This is a genomic window from Pseudomonas sp. HPB0071 (genome assembly GCF_000478505.2).
GTDB lineage: Bacteria > Pseudomonadota > Gammaproteobacteria > Pseudomonadales > Pseudomonadaceae > Chryseomonas > Chryseomonas luteola.
Genome location: NZ_KI517367.1, coordinates 4,220,681 through 4,239,978 on the forward strand (window position 1 = coordinate 4,220,681; position 19,298 = coordinate 4,239,978).

Sequence of the window (19,298 nt, forward strand, 5' to 3'; positions counted from 1 at the left end):
TCATTACAAGGCCTGGGCGGCCTTTATGACACTGGCCAAACGGCTCAGCCCTTCATCAACACGCTCAGGTGCCACATGGCTGAAATTCAGGCGCAAGCGACCAAGGTTGCCCTCCGGGTCACTGAAGAAAGGCTCCCCAGGCATGAAGGCCACATCCTGAGCCAAAGCGGGCTCCAACAGCAAGCGTGTGTCGATTGGCTGGCGCAGTGTTAGCCAGAAAAATAGTCCCCCCTGAGGCTGATCCCAGTCTGCAAGCTCACCAAAGTGGCGAACTAACGCAGCCTGGAAGGCATCGCGACGAGCACGATAGAAATTGCGCAGCTCCTGAATATGGGCTTGATAGCGTGGCGTTCCGACCCACTGTAAGGCCTGCCACTGCCCGATACGGTTCGTATGCAGATCAGCGGCCTGCTTGAGGCGCAGCAAATAAGGATACAGATCAGGAGAGGCAATCAGATACCCCACGCGCAAACCGGGCAGTAACGTCTTGGAGACCGTACCGGTATAGATCCAGCTGGTTCTCTTCAAGCGGCTTACGATAGGCGTAGCCGGTGCATCATCAAAGATCAGCTCGCGATATGGCTCATCTTCAATCAGCGTGACGCTGAACTCATCCATCAAGGCCGCCACCTGATCACGGCAGGCTTCGGTGTAACGTACACCGGACGGGTTCTGGAAAGTAGGAATCAGATAGGCAAAGGCTGGCTTGTTGGTCTCGAGGCACTGGCGCAGCGCTTCAATATCCATGCCTTCCGCCGTCAGTGGTACTGTCAGGCAATCAGCACCGAAAAATTGAAAGCTTTGCAGCGCAGCCAGATAGCTGGGGCCTTCTAACAGCACCTGAGTATCTTGGTCGATGTAGAGTTTTGCAGCCAGATCCAATGCCTGTTGCGAACCAGCCGTAACCAGTACTTGACTGGCATCACACTCAACGCCCAAGGCTCTGGCCTGGGCAGCGATCGCTTCGCGCAGCTCCGGCTCTCCTTCGCTCGTTCCATACTGCCCCAGATTCACCGGCAGAGCATCCCATTCCACGCGCGGCAACATCTCCTGCGCAGGCAGACCACCTGCAAAGGACATCACTTCCGGACGCTGTGCCGCTGCCAGAATTTCGCGGATAAGACTGCTTTTTAGACGGGTAACGCGTTCGGAGAAAGCCATGGAAGCACCAGTAGTCAGCGGCCGGAGAATAAGTCAAACTGCTTGACCGAAACTACGCTGAACCGGATAGAAGCGTCAATATGCTTGACCTAAAAAATACCGTAGCCCAACGCCAGGCGATGCAGTCATTCTTCTTCGGCTACCAGGCATTTACCGCCAAGGCCGACGAAATGCTTTCGCGCCGCGGGTTTAGCCGCGTACACCAGCGTATTCTCTTTTTCGTGGCTGGCTCGCCAGGAATCAGCCACAAAGAGTTGCTGGAGGCTTTGGGGGTTACCAAGCAGGCCGCTAATCCGCCCGTTCGCCAGCTAATTGAAAAAGATATGCTTGTGGTGGAGTCAGACGCGGAAGACAAGCGCAAGCGCAAGCTGCGACTGACATCGCACGGTGCAAAGCTTGAGCAGCTCCTGCGGCGGGAACAAGTCAAGCTGCTACAGCGTGCCTTTGACGAAGCCGGAGAAGCCGCGGTAGAGGGATGGATGAAAATCAACCAGACGCTGGCAGGCCAGGAGCGCCAACGCGAATCGAGCCGGAAAGACGGGTCGACTTGAGCACAGCTAGCGGCTTCATTCAGACAAAGCCTGATCGACTGTACGGCTCCTTCTATAGGTGAGTGTATCGGTACGCCAGCCAACAGGCTGTTTATGCTGGAAAAAAAGGGAAGCCCAGCCATGACAGCCGAATTACTTACCGCTTTTATACTTTTTGCCTTCGTATCCTCAGCTACCCCGGGTCCCAATAACATGATGCTGCTCGCGTCAGGCGTTAACTATGGTTTCCGCCGGACACTTCCGCATATGTTCGGCATTAGCCTTGGGCATATGGTGATGGTAATCACAATGGGATTGGGTCTTGGACAATTGTTCAGCCTGTACCCCTCACTGCACATGGCCTTGAAGGTCGTGGCTACTGCATACCTGTTGTACCTGGCATGGAAAATTGCCAACGCCGCACCGCCTACGCCCAAGCAGGCTTCCGGCAAACCATTCGGTTTTTTTCAGGCAGCTGCCTTTCAATGGGTCAATCCAAAAGCCTGGGTAATGGCCATAGGCGCCGTCACTACGTATTTGCCCGTTCAAGATTTCAACAGTAACCTGCTGCTGATAGCGCTGCTGTTTGCGCTTATCAACTTGCCTAGCGTTAGCCTTTGGACGCTGTTTGGTATGGCATTACGTACACTTTTGAATAGCCCGATGCGTCTGCGTGCGTTCAACTGGACGATGGCTGCCCTGCTAGTTATTTCTCTGTACCCGATTCTGCTGTCTACCCATTGAAGACCGTACCATGACCGTATCCACCGCCTTGCGCCCTTTTGCCGACACATCGCCTTCTTCAATCGTTGCCGGTTTCGTAGCGATGCTGGTTGGCTACACCAGCTCCCTGGTGCTTATGTTCCAGGCAGGCCAGAATGCAGGGCTGAACAACGCTCAGATTTCCTCTTGGATCTGGGCGCTGTCCATCGGGATGGCGATAACCACGATCGCGCTCTCGCTGCGCTTCAGGACTCCCATCGTCATCGCATGGTCTACCCCCGGTGCTGCCCTGCTGATGACCAGCTTGCCTCAGGTCCCTTACAGCGAGGCTATTGGCGCTTTCATGTTATGCGCCCTCCTCACGGCCTTCTGCGGTATGACTGGCAGCTTCGAGCGTCTGATGCGCAAGGTTCCTGCTGCATTGGCCGCCGCGCTGCTGGCAGGCATCCTGTTTCGGATCGGCATTGAGATCTGCTCGGCTACTGAGCAGCAACCTCTGCTTGTAATAGGCATGTTCCTGACGTATTTGCTGACCAAACGGCAGGCACCCCGTTATGCCGTATTGGCTGCCCTGATGATTGGAATGATCATCGCCGCCGTCATAGGGCTGTTGCATTTCGAGCACTTTCATTTGCAATTGGCGGTGCCTGTCTGGACCACACCGTCCTTCTCCATGTCCGCCATCATCAGCATTGGTATTCCGCTATTTGTTGTTGCCATGGCTTCTCAAAACATGCCAGGCATTGCGGTTTTGCGGACCGACGGCTACCAGACACCTGCCTCCCCCCTGATATCCGTTACCGGAATAGCCTCGTTACTGTTGGCCCCATTCGGCTCCCACGGAATTAACCTGGCGGCCATCAGCGCAGCCATCTGTACAGGGCCTGAGGCCCACGAAGACTCACAAAAGCGCTACACCGCAGCACTCTGGTGCGGCTTCTTTTACGGTATAGCCGGAACGTTTGGTGCAACACTGGCAGCCCTGTTTGCAGCGCTTCCTAAAGAATTAGTGCTATCCATCGCCGCACTTGCACTGCTTGGGTCCATCATGAATGGGCTTAACAGTGCCATGAGCGACCCTAAACAACGCGAAGCCGCTCTTGTCACTTTTCTTGTAACCGCTTCAGGCATGACATTATTAGGCGTTGGGTCGGCTTTCTGGGGAGTGGTCGCAGGCCTGATCACCCAGCTAGTCCTGAATTGGAAAAAGGCTACTTGATCAACGATATAGGTAGAGCCCATACAAAAACGGCTCGCCTAGGCGAGCCGTTCGAGCACAGGTAACCGCTTAGCGTTTACCGCGATTATTACTACCAAAGCCTGGACGCTGACCTTCACGGGCTGGACCATTACGGCGCTGTGCCGGTGCGGCCCGTTCCCGGGCAGGACGCTCGCGACGTCCGTCATCACCAGAGGCATGCTCTTCACGAGTCCGTACCGGACGCTTGCGCCCACTTTCGGATGGACGCTCGGCTAATGGCGTGCCACCACGGCGGCCTTCGCCCTGCGGCTTGCCAGAGCGCTTGTCACCACGGCCGCCGCGGCCAGCCTCAACAGGCTTGCCGGACTTGCGCTGCATACGCTCAAGCTTTTCGCGAACCTTCGCGGTCACAGGAGGCAATTCAACAGGCGTCAGCCCTACTTCTGCGCTGAGAATATTGATTTCACCCTGCATCATCTCGCGCCAGCGGCCCATGGACAATTCAGCCGTCAGGAAAACCGGTCCGAAACGTACCCGCTTCAAGCGGCTGACCAGCACGCCCTGGGATTCCCACAGGCGACGAACCTCTCGGTTACGTCCTTCCATGACCACGCAATGGAACCAGTGGTTGAAACCGTCACCATTGGGAGCCTGTTGGATATCGGTAAAACGTGCAGGACCGTCTTCCAGCATGACACCTGCCTTGAGACGCTCGATCATGGCCTCATCGACTTCACCACGCACACGTACCGCGTACTCCCGGTCCATCTGATAAGAGGGATGCATCAAGCGGTTGGCCAGCTCACCGTCGGTTGTGAACAAAAGCAGGCCGGTCGTGTTGATATCCAGACGACCAATATTGATCCACCGCCCGCCTCTCAGGCGCGGCAATCGGTCAAACACCGTAGGACGCCCTTCGGGGTCATCACGGGTGCAGACTTCACCTTCAGGCTTGTTGTAAATCAGTACACGGCGAACATTTTCGGTGGCCTCTTCGCGGCGTAGCACACGCCCGTCCACAGCAATGGCATCCTGAGGCGTAACACGCTGACCCAGAGTGGCGACATTTCCGTTTACTTGAATACGGCCCTCGGCAATCCAGGCTTCCACATCACGGCGGGAACCTACACCCATACGGGACAGGACTTTCTGGAGTTTTTCCCCGACTGGGGTATGAGGAGTGTTGTCGTTCATAAGGCACCTCCCGGTGTAAGCGGCAACAAAAAGGCGCGCATCATAGCGTCACCTGGCCTTTGAGCCTAGCGACTAAATGACTCGACGTGCAGGCCTTTCGACAGAAAAGAGATGGATGGTCTGAGATGCAGACGGCCTGCATGATACAGGCCGTCGAACAAGATGACTGCCTTAATCGAGCGCAGCCAGGGCTTCGCGGCAAAGCTGCTCTATCTTTGTCCAGTCACGCGCCTTGATAGCGTCGGAAGGCAGCATCCAGCTACCTCCTACGCACATGACATTGCTTTGCTGGAAATAGGCTTTGACATTACTCGGATTGACGCCGCCCGTTGGGCAGAATCGAAGATCGCCAAAAGGACCGGCAAAGGCTTTAAGCGCGTCTATTCCACCGTAAACGTTGGCCGGGAAGAGCTTGAAGCGACGGTAACCCAGCCGATAGGCACGCATGATGTCTGAAGGCGTAGCAATACCGGGCAGTAGCGGCACATCGCTTTTAACGCCTGCCTCAAGGATTTCGTCCGTGCAGCCGGGCGTTACAATGAACTGAGCACCTGCTTCTACCGCAGCATCAAACATGTGGGTGTCCAGAACAGTACCGACACCCACCGTTAGCTCCGGGCGTTCCTTGCGCAGCAGGCGCACAGCATCCAAACCATGGGCAGAGCGAAGCGTGACTTCCAGTGTCTTGAGCCCCCCCGCTGCCATCGCGTCAGCAAAAGGCAGGACGTCAGCCGGATCGTTGATCACGATGACGGGCAGGATGCGTGCTTTCTGGCTCAGCGCATCAATGGCAGCGATCTTGTTTTGCATGTCACTCATCCTCAAGGGCACCAATAGATCTTCAGCGGCTCTCGCAGGAAGGCGCTGATAGGAGTCGCCAGCTCATCACCGGCAGTTGCAGCGGTTTGCAGAGCGGCCAACTTACTCTGGCCCTGGATGGCCAGGAACTGATTGTGAGCACCAGACAACAATGCGCGTGTCATGGTCAGGCGTTGACGAGGCACGGAAGGTGCCCACATGGGCAGGCACAAGCGCTCGCTCTGTGGATCAAGCGCATCTTCAAGCCCAGGGCTTCCGGGAAACAACGAAGCAGTATGTGCATCGTCGCCCATTCCCAGCACCAGTACATCGATAGGCTTGGGCAGATTCTGCAAGCGGTTATCAGCCTCCTGAGCAGCCGTTTCAGCGTTTTCGCCAGCGGCATAGAGGTCTACAAAAGTCGCTGCACGGGCTGCATTACGCAACAGGTGCTTGCGAATTAGCCCGCCGTTGCTATCCGGATGTTCTAAAGGCACCCAGCGCTCATCGGCGAGCGTAATCGTGACCTTCGCCCAGTCCAGCTCCTGCTCGGATAACTGTTCAAAGAACGGCACTGGGCTACGACCACCCGAAACCACCAGTGTGGCCGCCCCTTTCTGTGCAATAGCCTCACGAAGCGCAGCCGCTACAGCTTGGGTCAGCTGCTCAGCATGGGCCTCACGACCGTTCAGCTCGATGAATTCGACGCCTTGTGGCAGGTTAGATATCGCCATACCAGGATCTCCCGTCACGTGCAATGAGAGCAATGGAAGTCAGCGGGCCCCATGTGCCAGCTGCGTATGATTTCGGGGTATCGCCCATTTTTTCCCAGCCTTCCATGAGCTGGTCGCACCAGCGCCAGGCCGCCTCGATCTCGTCCTTGCGCACGAAGAGAGACTGGTTGCCCTGCATCACTTCCAGCAACAAACGCTCATACGCGTCTGGTACCCGCGCCGACTTGAAGGCCTCGGAGAAATTGAGCTGCAACGGACCGCTGCGCAGCTGCATCCCTTTACTCAAGCCTTGATCCTTGGTCATGACCTGCAGGGAAATCCCTTCGTCCGGCTGAATACGGATGATCAGTCGGTTGTTGATCAGACTCCGCTGCTCAGGCGCGAAGATGTAGTGTGGCGGTTCCTTGAAATGAATAACGATCTGCGAAAGTTTTTGCGGCATACGCTTGCCGGTACGCAAATAGAAAGGCACTCCAGACCAACGCCAGTTACGAATATCGGCGCGAATGGCCACGAATGTTTCCGTGCTGCTGCTCTCGTTGGAGTTTTCTTCCTCCAGATAGCCGGGCACCGGCTTGCCATCGCTGTAACCACTCGTGTACTGGCCCAGCACGACACGGCTGGCCAGCTGATCGGCGGTGATCGGCTCGAGCGCCTTGAGCACCTTGACCTTTTCGTCACGGATACTGTCCGCCGAGAGATCAGCCGGCGGGTCCATTGCAGTCAGGCAAAGCAGCTGCAGCAAGTGGTTCTGCACCATGTCGCGTAGCTGCCCGGCCTGATCGAAATAACCCCAGCGGCCTTCGATCCCTACTTTCTCAGCAACCGTAATCTCCACGTGGGAGATATAGTTCTGGTTCCATTGGGTCTCAAACAGACTGTTTGCAAACCGCAGAGCAATCAGATTCTGTACGGTTTCCTTACCCAGGTAATGGTCGATACGGTAGACCTGACTTTCCGGGAAGAACCGAGCCACGGAGTCGTTCACGACACGCGAAGACTCAAGGTCATGGCCGATGGGCTTTTCCATGACGACACGTGTACGGCTGCTAAGCCCTACCGCATCAAGATTCTCGCAAATCGAGCTGTATACTGAGGCGGGTGTTGCGAAATACGCAATCACCGTTTCGGAGTCACCCACGTCTTCGGCCAGTCCGGCATAGTCTTCCATGCGTCGGAAATCCATGGCACGGTAGCTTAAGCGGGCGGCGAAACGTTCCCAGACGGCTTGATTCCAGTCAGCATTCGGCACGTAATGCCGAACCCGCTCTTCAATATGAGCGAGCTGCTTGGTGCCGTCTCCTTGATCTCGAGCAAGCGCGACGATACGCGTGTCATCATGGAGGAGACCTTCGCGATCGAGTTGGTAGAGAGCCGGAAACAACTTGCGCAGAGCGAGATCGCCCAACGCGCCGAACAGGGCCAAAGTGCAAGGGAGTACGCGAACTGCTGGCATATATTCGTTCTTTTACGAAAAGTTGGTGAATGAAAGCCCAGTTTAAGTGAGCTTTCCCCTTTTACGTAGTATAAAAATCAAAAATTTAATAAAACCTTTTTGTGCAGCCTTATTCCTCTATAGCTGTACGATAAAAGGATGACAACTTTCAGGAGCATTTGATGGATCGGGCCAGCACATTGCTGCAATTGATTCAGACCCGTCTGCCGGAATTGAACCGTGCCGAACGCAAGGTAGCCGAGGTTATTCTAAACAATCCACGGCAGGCTACCCGCCTGACCATTGCCGCCCTGGCACAGGCAGCACACGTCAGCGAACCGACCGTCAACCGCTTCTGCCGATCACTGGGAATCAGCGGCTACCCTGAAATGAAGATTCAGCTGGCCCAGAGCATCGCCAGCGGCGCCGTCTACGTAAGCCAGGCGGTGGAAGCGGATGATGAGCCTGAAGCCTACTCAGAAAAAATTTTCAGTAGCACCATCGCCTCGCTCGATAATGCTCGTCAGCGCATGGATGCTCAAGTGATCAATCGAGCCGTCAATCTCCTGATTCAGGCACGGCAGATTCATTTCTTTGGCCTGGGTGCATCCGCACCCGTAGCGCTGGATGCCCAGCACAAATTCTTTCGCTTCGGTTTAGCTGTTTCGGCCCATTCAGACATTCTGATGCAGCGCATGCTTGCGTCTGTAGCGCAGATGGGCGAAGTCTTTGTCATTATTTCCTACACCGGCCGTACGCGCGAACTGGTGGATGTTGCCAAGCTGGCACGGGATAACGGGGCATCGGTTATCGGGATGACTGCTGCCAACTCTCCGCTTGCGAAGGTTTCAACACTTAGCCTTGATATTCCAGTGCCCGAAGATACTGATATCTACATGCCAATGTCGTCACGTATCGTTCAGCTGACAGTACTCGACATTCTAGCCACTGGCGTTACGCTGCGCCGCGGCGTTGATTTCCAGCCGCACCTGCGCAAAGTAAAGGAAAGTCTGGTAGCAACACGCTATCCAATGGAGCAGGAACAGGAAGAGTTGTAATCGACGAGAAAGGCTGGAGCAGTACGCTTCAGCCTGTAGCGAGGTTATTTCTTCTTGAGCTTCTTGAGACGCTTGCTGGCCTTTTCGACCACATCCTTGCGCTCTTTGTCCTTCATGGACTTCCAGCCCTTGATTTCATCGCGGCTGCGGCCGCATCCCTGACAGACTTCATCCTTGAGCTTGCATTGGCTTACGCAGGGACTCTCAACCTTACCCACAGGGCTACCTCAGCATCTGAACACAGCGAACAGTATAAACACACTGCTCGCTGCGCCCAGTACCATCTGCGGAATTAAAACACCGCTTGGACCTTCAGGCCGCCGACAACAGCATTATCGACTTCCTTGACGCCACCCGGGTTACGCATGTACTGAATATTCGGACGTAGGGTGAGCCAGTTGGTCACGTGTACGCCGTAGTACAGCTCAGCATCGTATTCGCTGTACTGCAGCGGTACGTAGCCTGGGTTGTCATAATCGTCGATACCGGTAGCAAGGTTGGCTGCACGCTGCGCATCACGCGCATCGCTGTTGGTGTGGATACGGGCCACACCGAAACCGATGTCGTCTTTTGGTCGCGCATCGAATGGCCCCTTGTACACCACACCAGCCTGGATGTAGTTGTCTACCTTGTTGGTAGCCTTGTCATGCACCGTGAAGTTGGCGAATACACTCAGACCACGAGAAGCATCACCGTTGTGCTTGGTCAGCTGCTGCTTGGCTACAACCCAGTAGCCATGCTTACTGGAATGACGGCTGGAAACACCATCCACATCATCCGCATCAGCGGTGCTGTAGTAGTAACCAAAGCGGTACTCACCCGGCAGGCTGTTCAGCGTTGACAACCATACCAGCTCAACTGGCAGGATCACACCTTTGGCACCGCTGGTATTCATCTTGAAGCCATTACCGGTTTCAAGCAGCGACGGGTTCTGCTCGTAAACCCCAACCTGGGCAAACAGCTCAGGTGTCAGGTTGTACTTGACGCGCATGGCCCACTGGCTGACCGGCCAGTTGTACCACTGATCACCTACCCAGTTACCCACCTGGGAACCACAGAACGCCAGGTTCTGGAAGTCACAGTCGAACGAGTTGAAATCTTCACCCTCGCCGAAACGACCAGCCTTGATGTCCAGACGGCCATCAAAGAACCCCTTGCTCAACCACAGCTGGGTAAGGCGCCAGGTCTGGCCGCGACCCCAGACTTCTTGTACGGAAGAATACGTACCGGAACGTGGATCACCAATATTGTCGTTGGTCAGGTTACGGCCGTCACGTGAAGTAATGGCAACCTTGAATACGGAATTCTCCCAACCCAACGTCTTGTTCATGTCGACCGCCAGGCCGAACATGTACTGGGAAGACCAACGTGCGGTGTGATCCTTGTCATATCCACCTCGCATGTTGGTAGCGCCTTCCCCGACGTACTCCAACTTGATGTCGTAACCCTTATCTAGCAGTTCAGTACGCAGGCCACCCCAATCGCCTGTCATACCACCTGCTTCAGGGTCGAAGGCATCGGCTGCATGGGCAGTGGCACTGAGTCCACCCAGTGCAGCTAACGACAACACAGCCAAGTGCCGTACGCGTTTGCCTTTATGCTTATACATTCTTCTCGGTCCTTTATAATTTTTAATGGGCTATACGCAACACACCACAGGTCCCGCGCCAATAACTGGCTAAACTTCACGGCAGAACATTAAGTACCTCGTAACAGGCTCCCATGGTGTGGTAGTCGACCTTTCCGGCCGGACTTTTTTCGTCGGAATACTTAGTATTTCGACGGTCGAGAATGCGCCACCAAGCGCCATACTCGTGATCAATGAAATGCTCCCAACTATAGTGCCAGAGCTGTTCATATTGTTTCCAATATTTACCGTTACCGGTGCGCTCGGCAAGCAAGGCTGCAGCCGCCAAGGCCTCGGCCTGAACCCAGAAGTACTTGTCTGGATCACAAACGCTGCCATCCGGAGCGAAACCGTAATATAGGCCACCATGTTCATGATCCCATGAGGTTTTCCACGCGGCATCAAACAGCTCTGCAGCACGTGGCGCCAACCATGCTTGGGGACGATGGCGCTCGAGAATCAGCAAGAGCTTGGCCCACTCGACCTGATGTCCAGGCTGGAAGCCCCAAGGGCGGAACAGGTTGGCAGGATCATCTCTGTTGTAATCCCAATCGATGCTCCAATCCTGATGGTAATGCTCCCAGATCAACCCGCCTGATACATCCTGAGCAACCTCAGCGCTTTCCTGGCTAAGTGCTGCCTGGCGCTGAGTCATGTTGAGTGCAAGCGTTTCGGCGCGGTCCAGATAGCGGGACTCTTGTGTCGCCTCATAGGCAGCCAGAAGCGCCTCGCAGGCATGCATGTTGGCATTTTGTCCACGATAGGAGGAAACCTCGGACCAGTCGGCACTGATCTCATCACAGTACAGACCGTCTTCTTCACGCCAAAAATGACGCTCGAAGGTAACCCACGCTTCAGCCAGCCATGCTCTGGCCTCCTCGACTCCTGCCATGACGCCGTGAGAGTACGCCAGGATAACGAATGCCAGACCATAGGCATGATTGGTGCCGTCTACTACTTTGTCGCCCTTCAGTAGCCAGGCGTAGCTGCCATTGGGCTGCAGATGCTTTTCCCTTAGAAAGCGAAGCCCATGCCGTGTGGCGCCCAAGTATTCAGCGTTGCCAAACTGCCGATGGGCCATTGCAAAATTGAAGACGAAACGGGTACTGGAGACAAGATGGCGCGTCTCTCGATCATAGATATCGCCATTGTCACGGAAGAACTGGAAAAACCCGCCCTGCTCGTCGATGCAGCGTGGATAGTAGAAAGCCAGCGTATGCTGGATATGATCCAGCAGAGTGTCACGTTGACGGAAGTCTGGAAAGTTCATGCGAAGTCCCTTAGGCAGGAAGTGGCGAAGTCGCCATCATGGCGCGAACGTCATCAAGCGTCGGCGCATAGGCCCCCGATTTTTGGCAAGACACCGAGGCACAGGCAGCTGCGAAAAGTAGTCGCTCTTCCAGTGATGCGCTTGAAATGATCCCTGACGCCAACCACCCCGCCATACAGGCGTCACCGGCACCTACGGTGTCCGCCACATGAATCGGAATACCAGGCTGAGTCCACTCCCCCTGGCTGGAAAGCAGCGTGATGCCCTTGGCACCCTGCGTATAGAGGATGTTGGCCTTTGGATTCATCTCCCGCAGGCGGCTCAAGCCCTGTTCAGGCGTTAATCCGGGATAGATATTTTCCAGGTCTTCGTCAGAAAGCTTGATGTCGTCTGCCAGCCTCACAAGGGTTGGAAAGATACGACGACAGTAGTCATCGCCCATCAGGTTTCGCCAGTTGGGGTCGTAGCTGATACGTTTACCTGCTGCCTTGGCCTTTTCTGCCTGTTCAAGCAGTTTGGAAGCCAACGGCTCACGGGCCAGACTGATGCAGCTGAAGTGGCAGAGTTCAGCTGCCTCGAGCCAGCCGTGCGGCAACGCATCCGGATCAAAGGCTAGATCCGCCTCCCCAGCAAAGAAATATCGGGGTGGATTGCTGGACGGTACTACTGCCACCAGCGGATCAGCTTCGACCCGCTGCAGAAAACGCATGTCCAGTCCGGACACCTGAGACTGCTCATGAATCTCATCGCCTAGAGAATCCTGGCTGATTGATCCCGCAAACGCAGCGGGTACGCCCAGACGCGCCAGCGTCCGGGCAACATTCCACGGTGCACCGCCTGGATGGCCTTGCCACTGTCCGGGTGAATGCTGGACCAGATCGGTCAAGGCCTCTCCAAAAACCACCACACGTGGCAATGTCATAACTTTCTCCTAAGCGATACGAGCACCTGAAGCAGGTTCGAATAATACGAGACGCTCTACATCAAGCTCTAGCGTTACGATTGATCCGATTTCAGGAGTGTCGACTGGCGCTACTCGACAACACACCTGGACGCCATTGACCTCGACATAAACCAGAGTGTCGGGGCCTGTTGGCTCTACGACCTGCACTCGGGCGCTGACCAATGGCAAATCGCCGATCTGACCACTGCGAATACAGATTTGCTCAGGTCGAACCCCTAAAATTGCTTCGCGACCGTCTGCCAGAGCGGTTTGAAGCATGGGTAGACCAATAGCGGTACGCTCGCCATGCCCCTGCAAACGCGCCACAGGGCGCCCGTTTTCCTGCTCCAACGCGACAGGAATGAAGTTCATTGGCGGAGAACCAATGAAGCTGGCCACGAAGAGGTTGGCGGGGTTGTTGTAGATTTCCTGGGGAGTACCAAACTGTTGAACTTCTCCCTCTTTCATAACTGCGACACGGTCGCCCAGCGTCATGGCTTCGATCTGGTCGTGAGTAACGTAGACAGTTGTAGTCTTGAGCCGCTGGTGCATTAGCTTGATCTCGGTGCGCATTTCCACACGCAACTTTGCATCAAGATTTGAGAGCGGCTCATCGAACAGGTAAAGCTTGGGGCGGCGCGCCAGTGCGCGCCCCATGGCGACACGTTGTTGTTGCCCACCGGATAGCTGCGAGGGTTTGCGCTCAAGCAGGTGCTCAATCTGCAAAAGCTTGGCGACACGGTCCACTTCCGCCGCGATCTGGTTTGCAGGTGTCTTGCGGATCTTCAATCCAAAGGCGATGTTTTCCCGCACCGTCATGGTCGGATACAACGCATAGGATTGAAATACCATGGCGATATCGCGGTCCTTGGGCTCGACCGCAGTTACATCCTCACCACCCAGCATGATGGCCCCGCTGGAAATATCTTCCAGGCCAGCGATGGCGTTCATCAGCGTAGACTTACCGCAACCGGAAGGACCAACCAGGATCAGGAACTGCCCGGTCTCGATACTGATATTGATACCTTTAAGCGCTTCCTGAGCAGCGTTGCCGTAGGTCTTGCGGACATTTTTAAGTTCTAGTGCGGCCATGATTGTTCTTATCCTTTGACGACGCCCGAGGTCAGACCACGGACGAAATACTTGCCGGCGAAGATGTAAACGAGCAGTGTCGGCAGCGCCGCAATCATCGCAGCGGCCATATCAACGTTGTATTCCTTGGCCCCAGTACTGGTATTGACGAGGTTGTTGAGCGCTACCGTAATCGGCTGCGCAGAGCCGCTGGCGAACACTACGCCAAACAGAAAGTCATTCCAGACCTGAGTGAACTGCCAGATCAGGCTTACCATCACGATAGGGGTGGAAAGCGGCAGCAGGATCTTCCAGAAGATGGTGAAGAAGCCTGCACCATCGAGACGTGCCGCCTTGATCAGGGCATCCGGAATACCGACGTAGTAGTTCCGGAAGAAAAGCGTTGTGAAGGCCAGACCGTAGATGACGTGAACCAGCACGAGTCCGGTGGTGGTATTGGCCAGACCCAGCTTGCCCAGGGTGAATGACATTGGTAACAGAATGACCTGGAACGGGATGAAGCAACCGAACAGCAGCATGCTGAACAATACGTTCGAGCCCTTGAAGCTCCACTTCGACAAGGCGTAGCCGTTAAGCGCACCGATGAAAGTCGAGATGATGACGGCAGGAACCGTGATCATGAAGGAGTTCCAGAAGTACTCGTGAACCGTACTCCAGGCCTTTATCCAGCCAATGAGTGTCCAGTCTACTGGTAACGTCAGCAGGTTACCGGTGCGCACGTCATCCGGTGTCTTAAAGCTGGTTAACAGCATGACTACCAGTGGCACGAGATAGACAGCGCAAGCCACCAGAAGCGTAGTGTGAATTGCAATGCGGTTGAAAGACCAGCGCTTGCTATGGGAAAGATCAGCCATGACGCTTGCTCCGCAGTTCGGAATAAAGGTAAGGCACCAGGATGGCAAGCACCGCGCCAAGCATCAGGACGGAGCTGGCCGCCCCCAACCCCATTTGCCCGCGTGTAAAGGTGTGTTGATACATGAAGACCGCAGGAAGGTCGGATGAGTAACCGGGTCCACCGGCGGTCATGGCCATTACCAAGTCAAAGCTCTTGATCGCAATGTGTGACAGGATCATCACGGCACTGAAAAAAACAGGTCGCAAACTGGGTAGAACGATGCGCAGATAAATCGTGGGCAGCGAGGCTCCGTCAATTTGTGCGGCACGAATGATGGCGCTATCCACGCCGCGTAAACCGGCCAGGAACATTGCCATGACAAAGCCGGAGGCCTGCCAGATCGCAGCGATCAGCAAGCAATAGATGACCCTATCCGTATCAACAAGCCAGTCAAAGCGGAAACCTTCCCATCCCCAGTCGCGCAGGAGCTTGTCCAGGCCTAACCCTGGGTTGAGCAGCCACTTCCAGGCAGTACCGGTAACGATCATCGATAGCGCCATGGGATAAAGATAAATGGTGCGGATAAAACCTTCGCGTCGGATGCGTTGATCCAGCAGGATGGCGAAGAACACGCCGATGATCAGGCAAAGCAGGATAAACATCCCGCCAAAGATGGCCAGGTTTTTACAGGCCACCAGCCAACGGTCGTTGGCCAGTAGGCGTTCAAACTGGGCAAGACCTGCAAAGTTATACACCGGCATGAAGCGGGACGTGGTCAATGAGATCACGGCCGTCCATAGCATGTAGCCGTACAGGCAAACAATCATTGCCACCGCGGTAGGGGCCAGAACCAGCTTGGGAAGCCATTTCTGGAGGCGGTCAGGCTTTCGTACAGACGTGCTGGTACCTGTGCGCATGATTTGCACTTCGCTTAAAGACATCGAAGAACTCCTGATCCAACCCGTAGGTTGGTATTTGCATCAGGACCGGGCGTCTTGCAACGCCCTGCCCTTACTGCATTACTGCATTACTGCGCCGCTTTGATGGAGGCGACCAGTTGTTCGGTCGCCTTTTTGGGGTCGGCGCTTGGATCGTTGAAGAAGTTGGTGATCACATCGAAGACAGCGCCCTGGATATAGCTGGTGTTGGCCATGCTATGCGCCAGGCTTGGCTCCGCTTTGCCCGAGTCGTTGGCTGCCTGGAAATCCTTCATGGACTGTTTGGCACAGTCATCGAACTTCGCCATGTCGATATCATTGCGAACAGGAATCGAGCCTTTGTTCAGGTTGAAGACTTCTTGGAAAGGCTTGTCGATGACAGTACGGGCCAAGTCGTCCTGGGCTTTCCTGTTTGCCTCGTCCTTGAGCTTGAACATGGCCAGGGAATCGATGTTGTAGATGAAGTCACCCTGAGTGCCCGGCATGACTACGCACAGGTAGTCCTTGCCAGCAGTCTTGTTTGCAGCCGTAAACTCGGCCTTGGCCCAGTCGCCCATAATCTGCATACCGGCCTTGCCATTGATGACCATGGCGGTAGCCAGGTTCCAGTCACGGCCCGCTGCATCTGGATCAATGTAGTTGCGAATACGCTTGAAGGTCTTGAACACTTCAACCATCTTGTCGCTGCGCAAAGTGTCTTCGTCAGTTTCGACAAATGCCTTGTGATAGTCCTCTGGCCCCATCATGGCCATGACCAGCGACTCGAAAATGGTGGTGTCCTGCCAGTTCTGACCGCCGTGGGCAATCGGAATGATACCTGCTGCCTTGAGCTTGTCTGCAGCCTCGAAGAACTCATCTAGTGTCGTTGGCACCTTGGCGCCCGCTTTCTGGAAGGCCTCAGGGTTTATCCAGAGCCAGTTGATGCGATGAACACCGGCGGGAACGGCGACGTAATCACCATCATGCTGCATGGTTTCAGCGATGCGCTTGGGCATGATGCTGTCCCATTTTCCGGCCTTGGCGATGTCGTTCAGGTTGGTAAGAAAGCCCATGTCAGCCCACTCCTGAATGTCGGGGCCTTTGAGCTGTGCTGCAGAAGGAGGATTGCCAGAAACCGCACGGGTTTTCAGAACGGTCATCGCGGCCTCACCGGCACCGCCGGCAACCGCGAAATCCTTCCAGGTATCGCCCTGCTTTTGCATCATTTGCTTGAGGGTATCGACAGCCCGAGCTTCACCACCTGAAGTCCACCAATGCAGGACTTCCACTTCGCCCGCCTGGGCGGTTAGGGGTAATTGGCTCAAGCAGGACAAAGAAACCGCGAGGGCGAGACGATTGAGTGCTTTCATGATCAGTGACCTTGTTGTTTTTATAAATCTGATCGGAGTCTAGCCAGCCCTTGGCCAGCGTGGGTAACGAAGGGAATCATTAATGTCACAATGCCGTTACATTAGGCGGCTTTTGTAGATATCGATCACAATTTGACGCCACTCGTTTCAGGACGCCTCTAGCGCGGCAACGTCAGCGTGACCCGCAGGCCCCCTTCCCGACGATTGCGCAAGACCACCTCCCCCCCATGGGCATGGGCTAAATTACGCGCAATCCCGAGCCCCAATCCGTATCCCTGCTGTTGACCTGTCAAGCGGACATGCGGTTCGAAAACCTGCTCTAAATCCTTTTCTGGCACCCCTGGGCCTTCATCATCGACATGCAGCATAAATACCTTGCCATCATCCTCCACCGTCAAATGCGCCCGATTACCGTACTTCAGCGCGTTGTCGAGTACATTGCCGATACAGCGCTTCAAGGCCAGCGGCTTGCCGGAATATAGAGCCACCGCTTTACCTTGCAACGTCGCTCGAGGCTGCTCACCGACCTGGTAAGGCTCGACGATATTGCTCAGCAGGAGATTGAGGTTTACCGACTCGATATTTTCATGAATATCGGTGTCCTTGACGCATTGCAGTGCTCCCTTGACTAGCAGATCCAGTTCGTCGAGGTCTCGATTGAAGCGCGCCTGCAATGCCTCATCCTCCAGTAACTCGGCGCGGAGCCGCAGCCGGGTGATAGGGGTCCGCAGATCATGGGAAATCGCACTGAAAAGCTGGCCCCGCTCGGCCAGGTATCGACTGATACGATCACGCATGGTGTTGAAGGCGCGTGTGACTTCCTGAATTTCACTCGCCCCGACTTCAGGAAGGGGTTGAACCTGTGCCTCCAGCGAAAGCTCACGTGCCTCTTGCGACAAACGTTTAAGCGGCCGGCTCTGCCAGTGGATGAGCAGGCCGATGAACAAGAGTAGAAAAGCGCTGCTGAACAGGATGAACCAAGCCTGCTGCAGAGGCAGGAAGGGCTCATCCAGGGTGAGATAAGGGGCTGGCATCAGTGTCCCGATGTAGACCCACTCCTCCGGACCTATTCGTATCTGGGTGACCAGAATGGGCGGATCTAGTGGTTCAAAGCTGAGAACGTAGTGCGCCCAGGAGCGCGGCAACTCATCCAGGGAAAGATTGCCATTGAACAGGCGCAGGTGCTTGGGGCTGACAAACTCCACATACATCGGCATCCCATTGCCGAGACGCTCCCGCAAGACTGACTCCACAGCATGAAGTACCGCCTGCTTGCCAGGCGAATCGGGCAGCGGCTCCATGATCAAGGGCTTTTCATTAAGCGATACGAAAAACCGTGTACCGCCCATATTACGCAACTGCTCCAGCACTACCGGACGATACGCCGGTGGTAGCAGACTGAAATAACGCACGCTGGCCGCAATGGAGTAACCAAGGCTGCGCGAAGCGTTCAGCAGACCTTCCATTCGGCTGGCACGCAAGTGCGATATCCAGAAGAGGCTGGAAACGCCCTGGGCCAGCAGAACCGCCAGCAGCGTAAGCAACAGCATTCTTCCCAACAATGAGTGCGGTACCAGCCGCTGGAGTGCCTTAAAAAACATCAGCGGTCGGGCCATGCACCTGCGCCGCCAGAAGGTAGCCACTGCCGCGTACCGTGCGAATCAGTCGAGGCGATTTCCCGGTGTCACGCAGCCGTTGACGCAAGCGGCTGACGGCCATGTCCACGATGCGGTCAAGCGGCATGACTTCACGCCCCCGCGTCGCGTTGGCAATCGTGTCACGGTCAAGTATTTGCTGGGGATGATCTAGAAACAGTTTGAGCAGAGTGAAATCAGCGCCGGACAGAATGACCTCTTCTCCGTCCTGGTGGAACAGCCTGTGCGTGACAGTATCAAGACGCCATTCATCAAACACCAATGTGTGTCCCGACTTGGCGTCACCAAAACCTGCGCGCCGGAGAAGCGCTTTGATCCGCGCCTGTAATTCCCGCGGACTGAATGGTTTTCCAATGTAATCGTCAGCGCCCAATTCAAGGCCAATCACACGATCTGCCTCATCGGAGCTGGCGGTCAGCATGATGATAGGTACTTGAGAGATGGAACCACTCAGCGCCCTGACCCAACGGCAAAGACTGAAGCCGTCCTCACCCGGCAGCATGACATCCAGTATCAGAAGATCAGCCGGCTCGGCTTTAAGCGCAGTACGAAATCCGTAGCCGTCTGCCACAGCCCGAACGCTAAATCCGGCACGGCTCAGATAAGCCTCAAGAAGCTCACGAATGTCCTGATCGTCATCGACCAGCAGGATGGATTTACCCATCGGCGTCATAGCGTTGTCCCTTGTCTTTTTTATTATTGCCCTGGTGTCGAAGCATGCACGACACCAGGGGGAACGCCAAGAGGTGAAACGC

At 55.4% G+C, this 19,298-nt stretch carries 19 protein-coding genes; 4 read left to right on the forward strand and 15 right to left on the reverse strand.

All coding sequences use genetic code 11. The features are described from left to right. Positions 1–3 precede the first annotated feature (3 nt). Complete coding sequence (locus HMPREF1487_RS19470) at positions 4–1,161, reverse strand: aminotransferase-like domain-containing protein (protein ID WP_010798431.1); 1,158 nt, start codon at positions 1,159–1,161, stop codon at positions 4–6. Positions 1,162–1,241: 80 nt separating this feature from the next. On the opposite strand from HMPREF1487_RS19470, the gene HMPREF1487_RS19475 reads away from it, so the two are divergent. From HMPREF1487_RS19475 to HMPREF1487_RS19485, 3 genes are all read left to right on the forward strand, one after another. Then, the gene (locus HMPREF1487_RS19475; protein ID WP_010798432.1) at positions 1,242–1,712 is read left to right on the forward strand and encodes a MarR family winged helix-turn-helix transcriptional regulator; all 471 of its coding nucleotides are present in this window, start codon (positions 1,242–1,244) and stop codon (positions 1,710–1,712) included. A gap of 120 nt (positions 1,713–1,832) precedes the next feature. Further along, positions 1,833–2,435 carry a LysE family translocator gene (locus tag HMPREF1487_RS19480; RefSeq protein WP_037030959.1) on the forward strand — a complete coding sequence of 201 codons (603 nt, stop codon included), beginning with the start codon at positions 1,833–1,835 and terminating at the stop codon, positions 2,433–2,435. Between the two features lie 10 nt (positions 2,436–2,445). Continuing rightward, positions 2,446–3,633: a benzoate/H(+) symporter BenE family transporter gene (locus tag HMPREF1487_RS19485; RefSeq protein ID WP_010798434.1), complete on the forward strand. Its 1,188-nt coding sequence runs from the start codon at positions 2,446–2,448 to the stop codon at positions 3,631–3,633. 69 nt (positions 3,634–3,702) lie between these two features. Here the strand turns inward: HMPREF1487_RS19485 and rluB are convergent, their stop codons facing one another. The 4 genes from rluB to zwf all read right to left on the reverse strand — a co-directional run bounded on the left by rluB (position 3,703) and on the right by zwf (position 7,797). Beyond that, positions 3,703–4,809, reverse strand: coding sequence for a 23S rRNA pseudouridine(2605) synthase RluB (rluB, locus tag HMPREF1487_RS19490; RefSeq protein ID WP_010798435.1), 1,107 nt, complete (start codon positions 4,807–4,809; stop codon positions 3,703–3,705). A 171-nt stretch (positions 4,810–4,980) separates the two neighbouring features. Next, positions 4,981–5,619: a bifunctional 4-hydroxy-2-oxoglutarate aldolase/2-dehydro-3-deoxy-phosphogluconate aldolase gene (locus HMPREF1487_RS19495; RefSeq protein WP_010798436.1), complete on the reverse strand. Its 639-nt coding sequence runs from the start codon at positions 5,617–5,619 to the stop codon at positions 4,981–4,983. Between the two features lie 11 nt (positions 5,620–5,630). Further along, positions 5,631–6,341 (reverse strand): 6-phosphogluconolactonase, encoded by a 711-nt coding sequence (gene pgl / locus HMPREF1487_RS19500; protein WP_010798437.1) that lies wholly within the window; start codon positions 6,339–6,341, stop codon positions 5,631–5,633. Beyond that, positions 6,328–7,797 carry a glucose-6-phosphate dehydrogenase gene (gene zwf, locus HMPREF1487_RS19505; protein WP_010798438.1) on the reverse strand — a complete coding sequence of 490 codons (1,470 nt, stop codon included), beginning with the start codon at positions 7,795–7,797 and terminating at the stop codon, positions 6,328–6,330. Before zwf ends, pgl begins: the two co-directional genes overlap by 14 nt. 161 nt (positions 7,798–7,958) lie before the next feature. On the opposite strand from zwf, the gene HMPREF1487_RS19510 reads away from it, so the two are divergent. Continuing rightward, entirely contained in the window at positions 7,959–8,834 is an 876-nt protein-coding gene (locus HMPREF1487_RS19510) for a MurR/RpiR family transcriptional regulator (RefSeq protein WP_010798439.1), read from the forward strand. 44 nt (positions 8,835–8,878) lie between these two features. Here the strand turns inward: HMPREF1487_RS19510 and HMPREF1487_RS26870 are convergent, their stop codons facing one another. From HMPREF1487_RS26870 to HMPREF1487_RS19555, 10 genes are all read right to left on the reverse strand, one after another. Beyond that, entirely contained in the window at positions 8,879–9,052 is a 174-nt protein-coding gene (locus tag HMPREF1487_RS26870) for a DUF1289 domain-containing protein (RefSeq protein ID WP_010798440.1), read from the reverse strand. Positions 9,053–9,126: 74 nt separating this feature from the next. Beyond that, complete coding sequence (locus HMPREF1487_RS19515) at positions 9,127–10,443, reverse strand: carbohydrate porin (RefSeq protein ID WP_010798441.1); 1,317 nt, start codon at positions 10,441–10,443, stop codon at positions 9,127–9,129. Positions 10,444–10,519: 76 nt separating this feature from the next. Continuing rightward, positions 10,520–11,731 carry an AGE family epimerase/isomerase gene (locus tag HMPREF1487_RS19520; RefSeq protein ID WP_010798442.1) on the reverse strand — a complete coding sequence of 404 codons (1,212 nt, stop codon included), beginning with the start codon at positions 11,729–11,731 and terminating at the stop codon, positions 10,520–10,522. Between the two features lie 10 nt (positions 11,732–11,741). Beyond that, positions 11,742–12,653 carry a carbohydrate kinase family protein gene (locus HMPREF1487_RS19525; protein ID WP_010798443.1) on the reverse strand — a complete coding sequence of 304 codons (912 nt, stop codon included), beginning with the start codon at positions 12,651–12,653 and terminating at the stop codon, positions 11,742–11,744. A 9-nt stretch (positions 12,654–12,662) separates the two neighbouring features. Next, positions 12,663–13,766: an ABC transporter ATP-binding protein gene (locus HMPREF1487_RS19530; RefSeq protein ID WP_010798444.1), complete on the reverse strand. Its 1,104-nt coding sequence runs from the start codon at positions 13,764–13,766 to the stop codon at positions 12,663–12,665. A gap of 8 nt (positions 13,767–13,774) precedes the next feature. Beyond that, entirely contained in the window at positions 13,775–14,620 is an 846-nt protein-coding gene (locus HMPREF1487_RS19535) for a carbohydrate ABC transporter permease (protein ID WP_010798445.1), read from the reverse strand. Further along, positions 14,613–15,542 carry a carbohydrate ABC transporter permease gene (locus HMPREF1487_RS19540; protein ID WP_010798446.1) on the reverse strand — a complete coding sequence of 310 codons (930 nt, stop codon included), beginning with the start codon at positions 15,540–15,542 and terminating at the stop codon, positions 14,613–14,615. The genes HMPREF1487_RS19535 and HMPREF1487_RS19540 overlap by 8 nt, the downstream gene beginning before the upstream one ends. An 86-nt stretch (positions 15,543–15,628) precedes the next feature. Then, positions 15,629–16,888: an ABC transporter substrate-binding protein gene (locus HMPREF1487_RS19545; protein ID WP_010798447.1), complete on the reverse strand. Its 1,260-nt coding sequence runs from the start codon at positions 16,886–16,888 to the stop codon at positions 15,629–15,631. Positions 16,889–17,046: 158 nt separating this feature from the next. After that, positions 17,047–18,504: an ATP-binding protein gene (locus HMPREF1487_RS19550; protein WP_010798448.1), complete on the reverse strand. Its 1,458-nt coding sequence runs from the start codon at positions 18,502–18,504 to the stop codon at positions 17,047–17,049. After that, a complete protein-coding gene (locus tag HMPREF1487_RS19555) occupies positions 18,479–19,216 on the reverse strand; it encodes a response regulator (RefSeq protein WP_010798449.1) in 738 nt (245 codons plus the stop codon). The genes HMPREF1487_RS19550 and HMPREF1487_RS19555 overlap by 26 nt, the downstream gene beginning before the upstream one ends. Positions 19,217–19,298 lie beyond the last annotated feature (82 nt).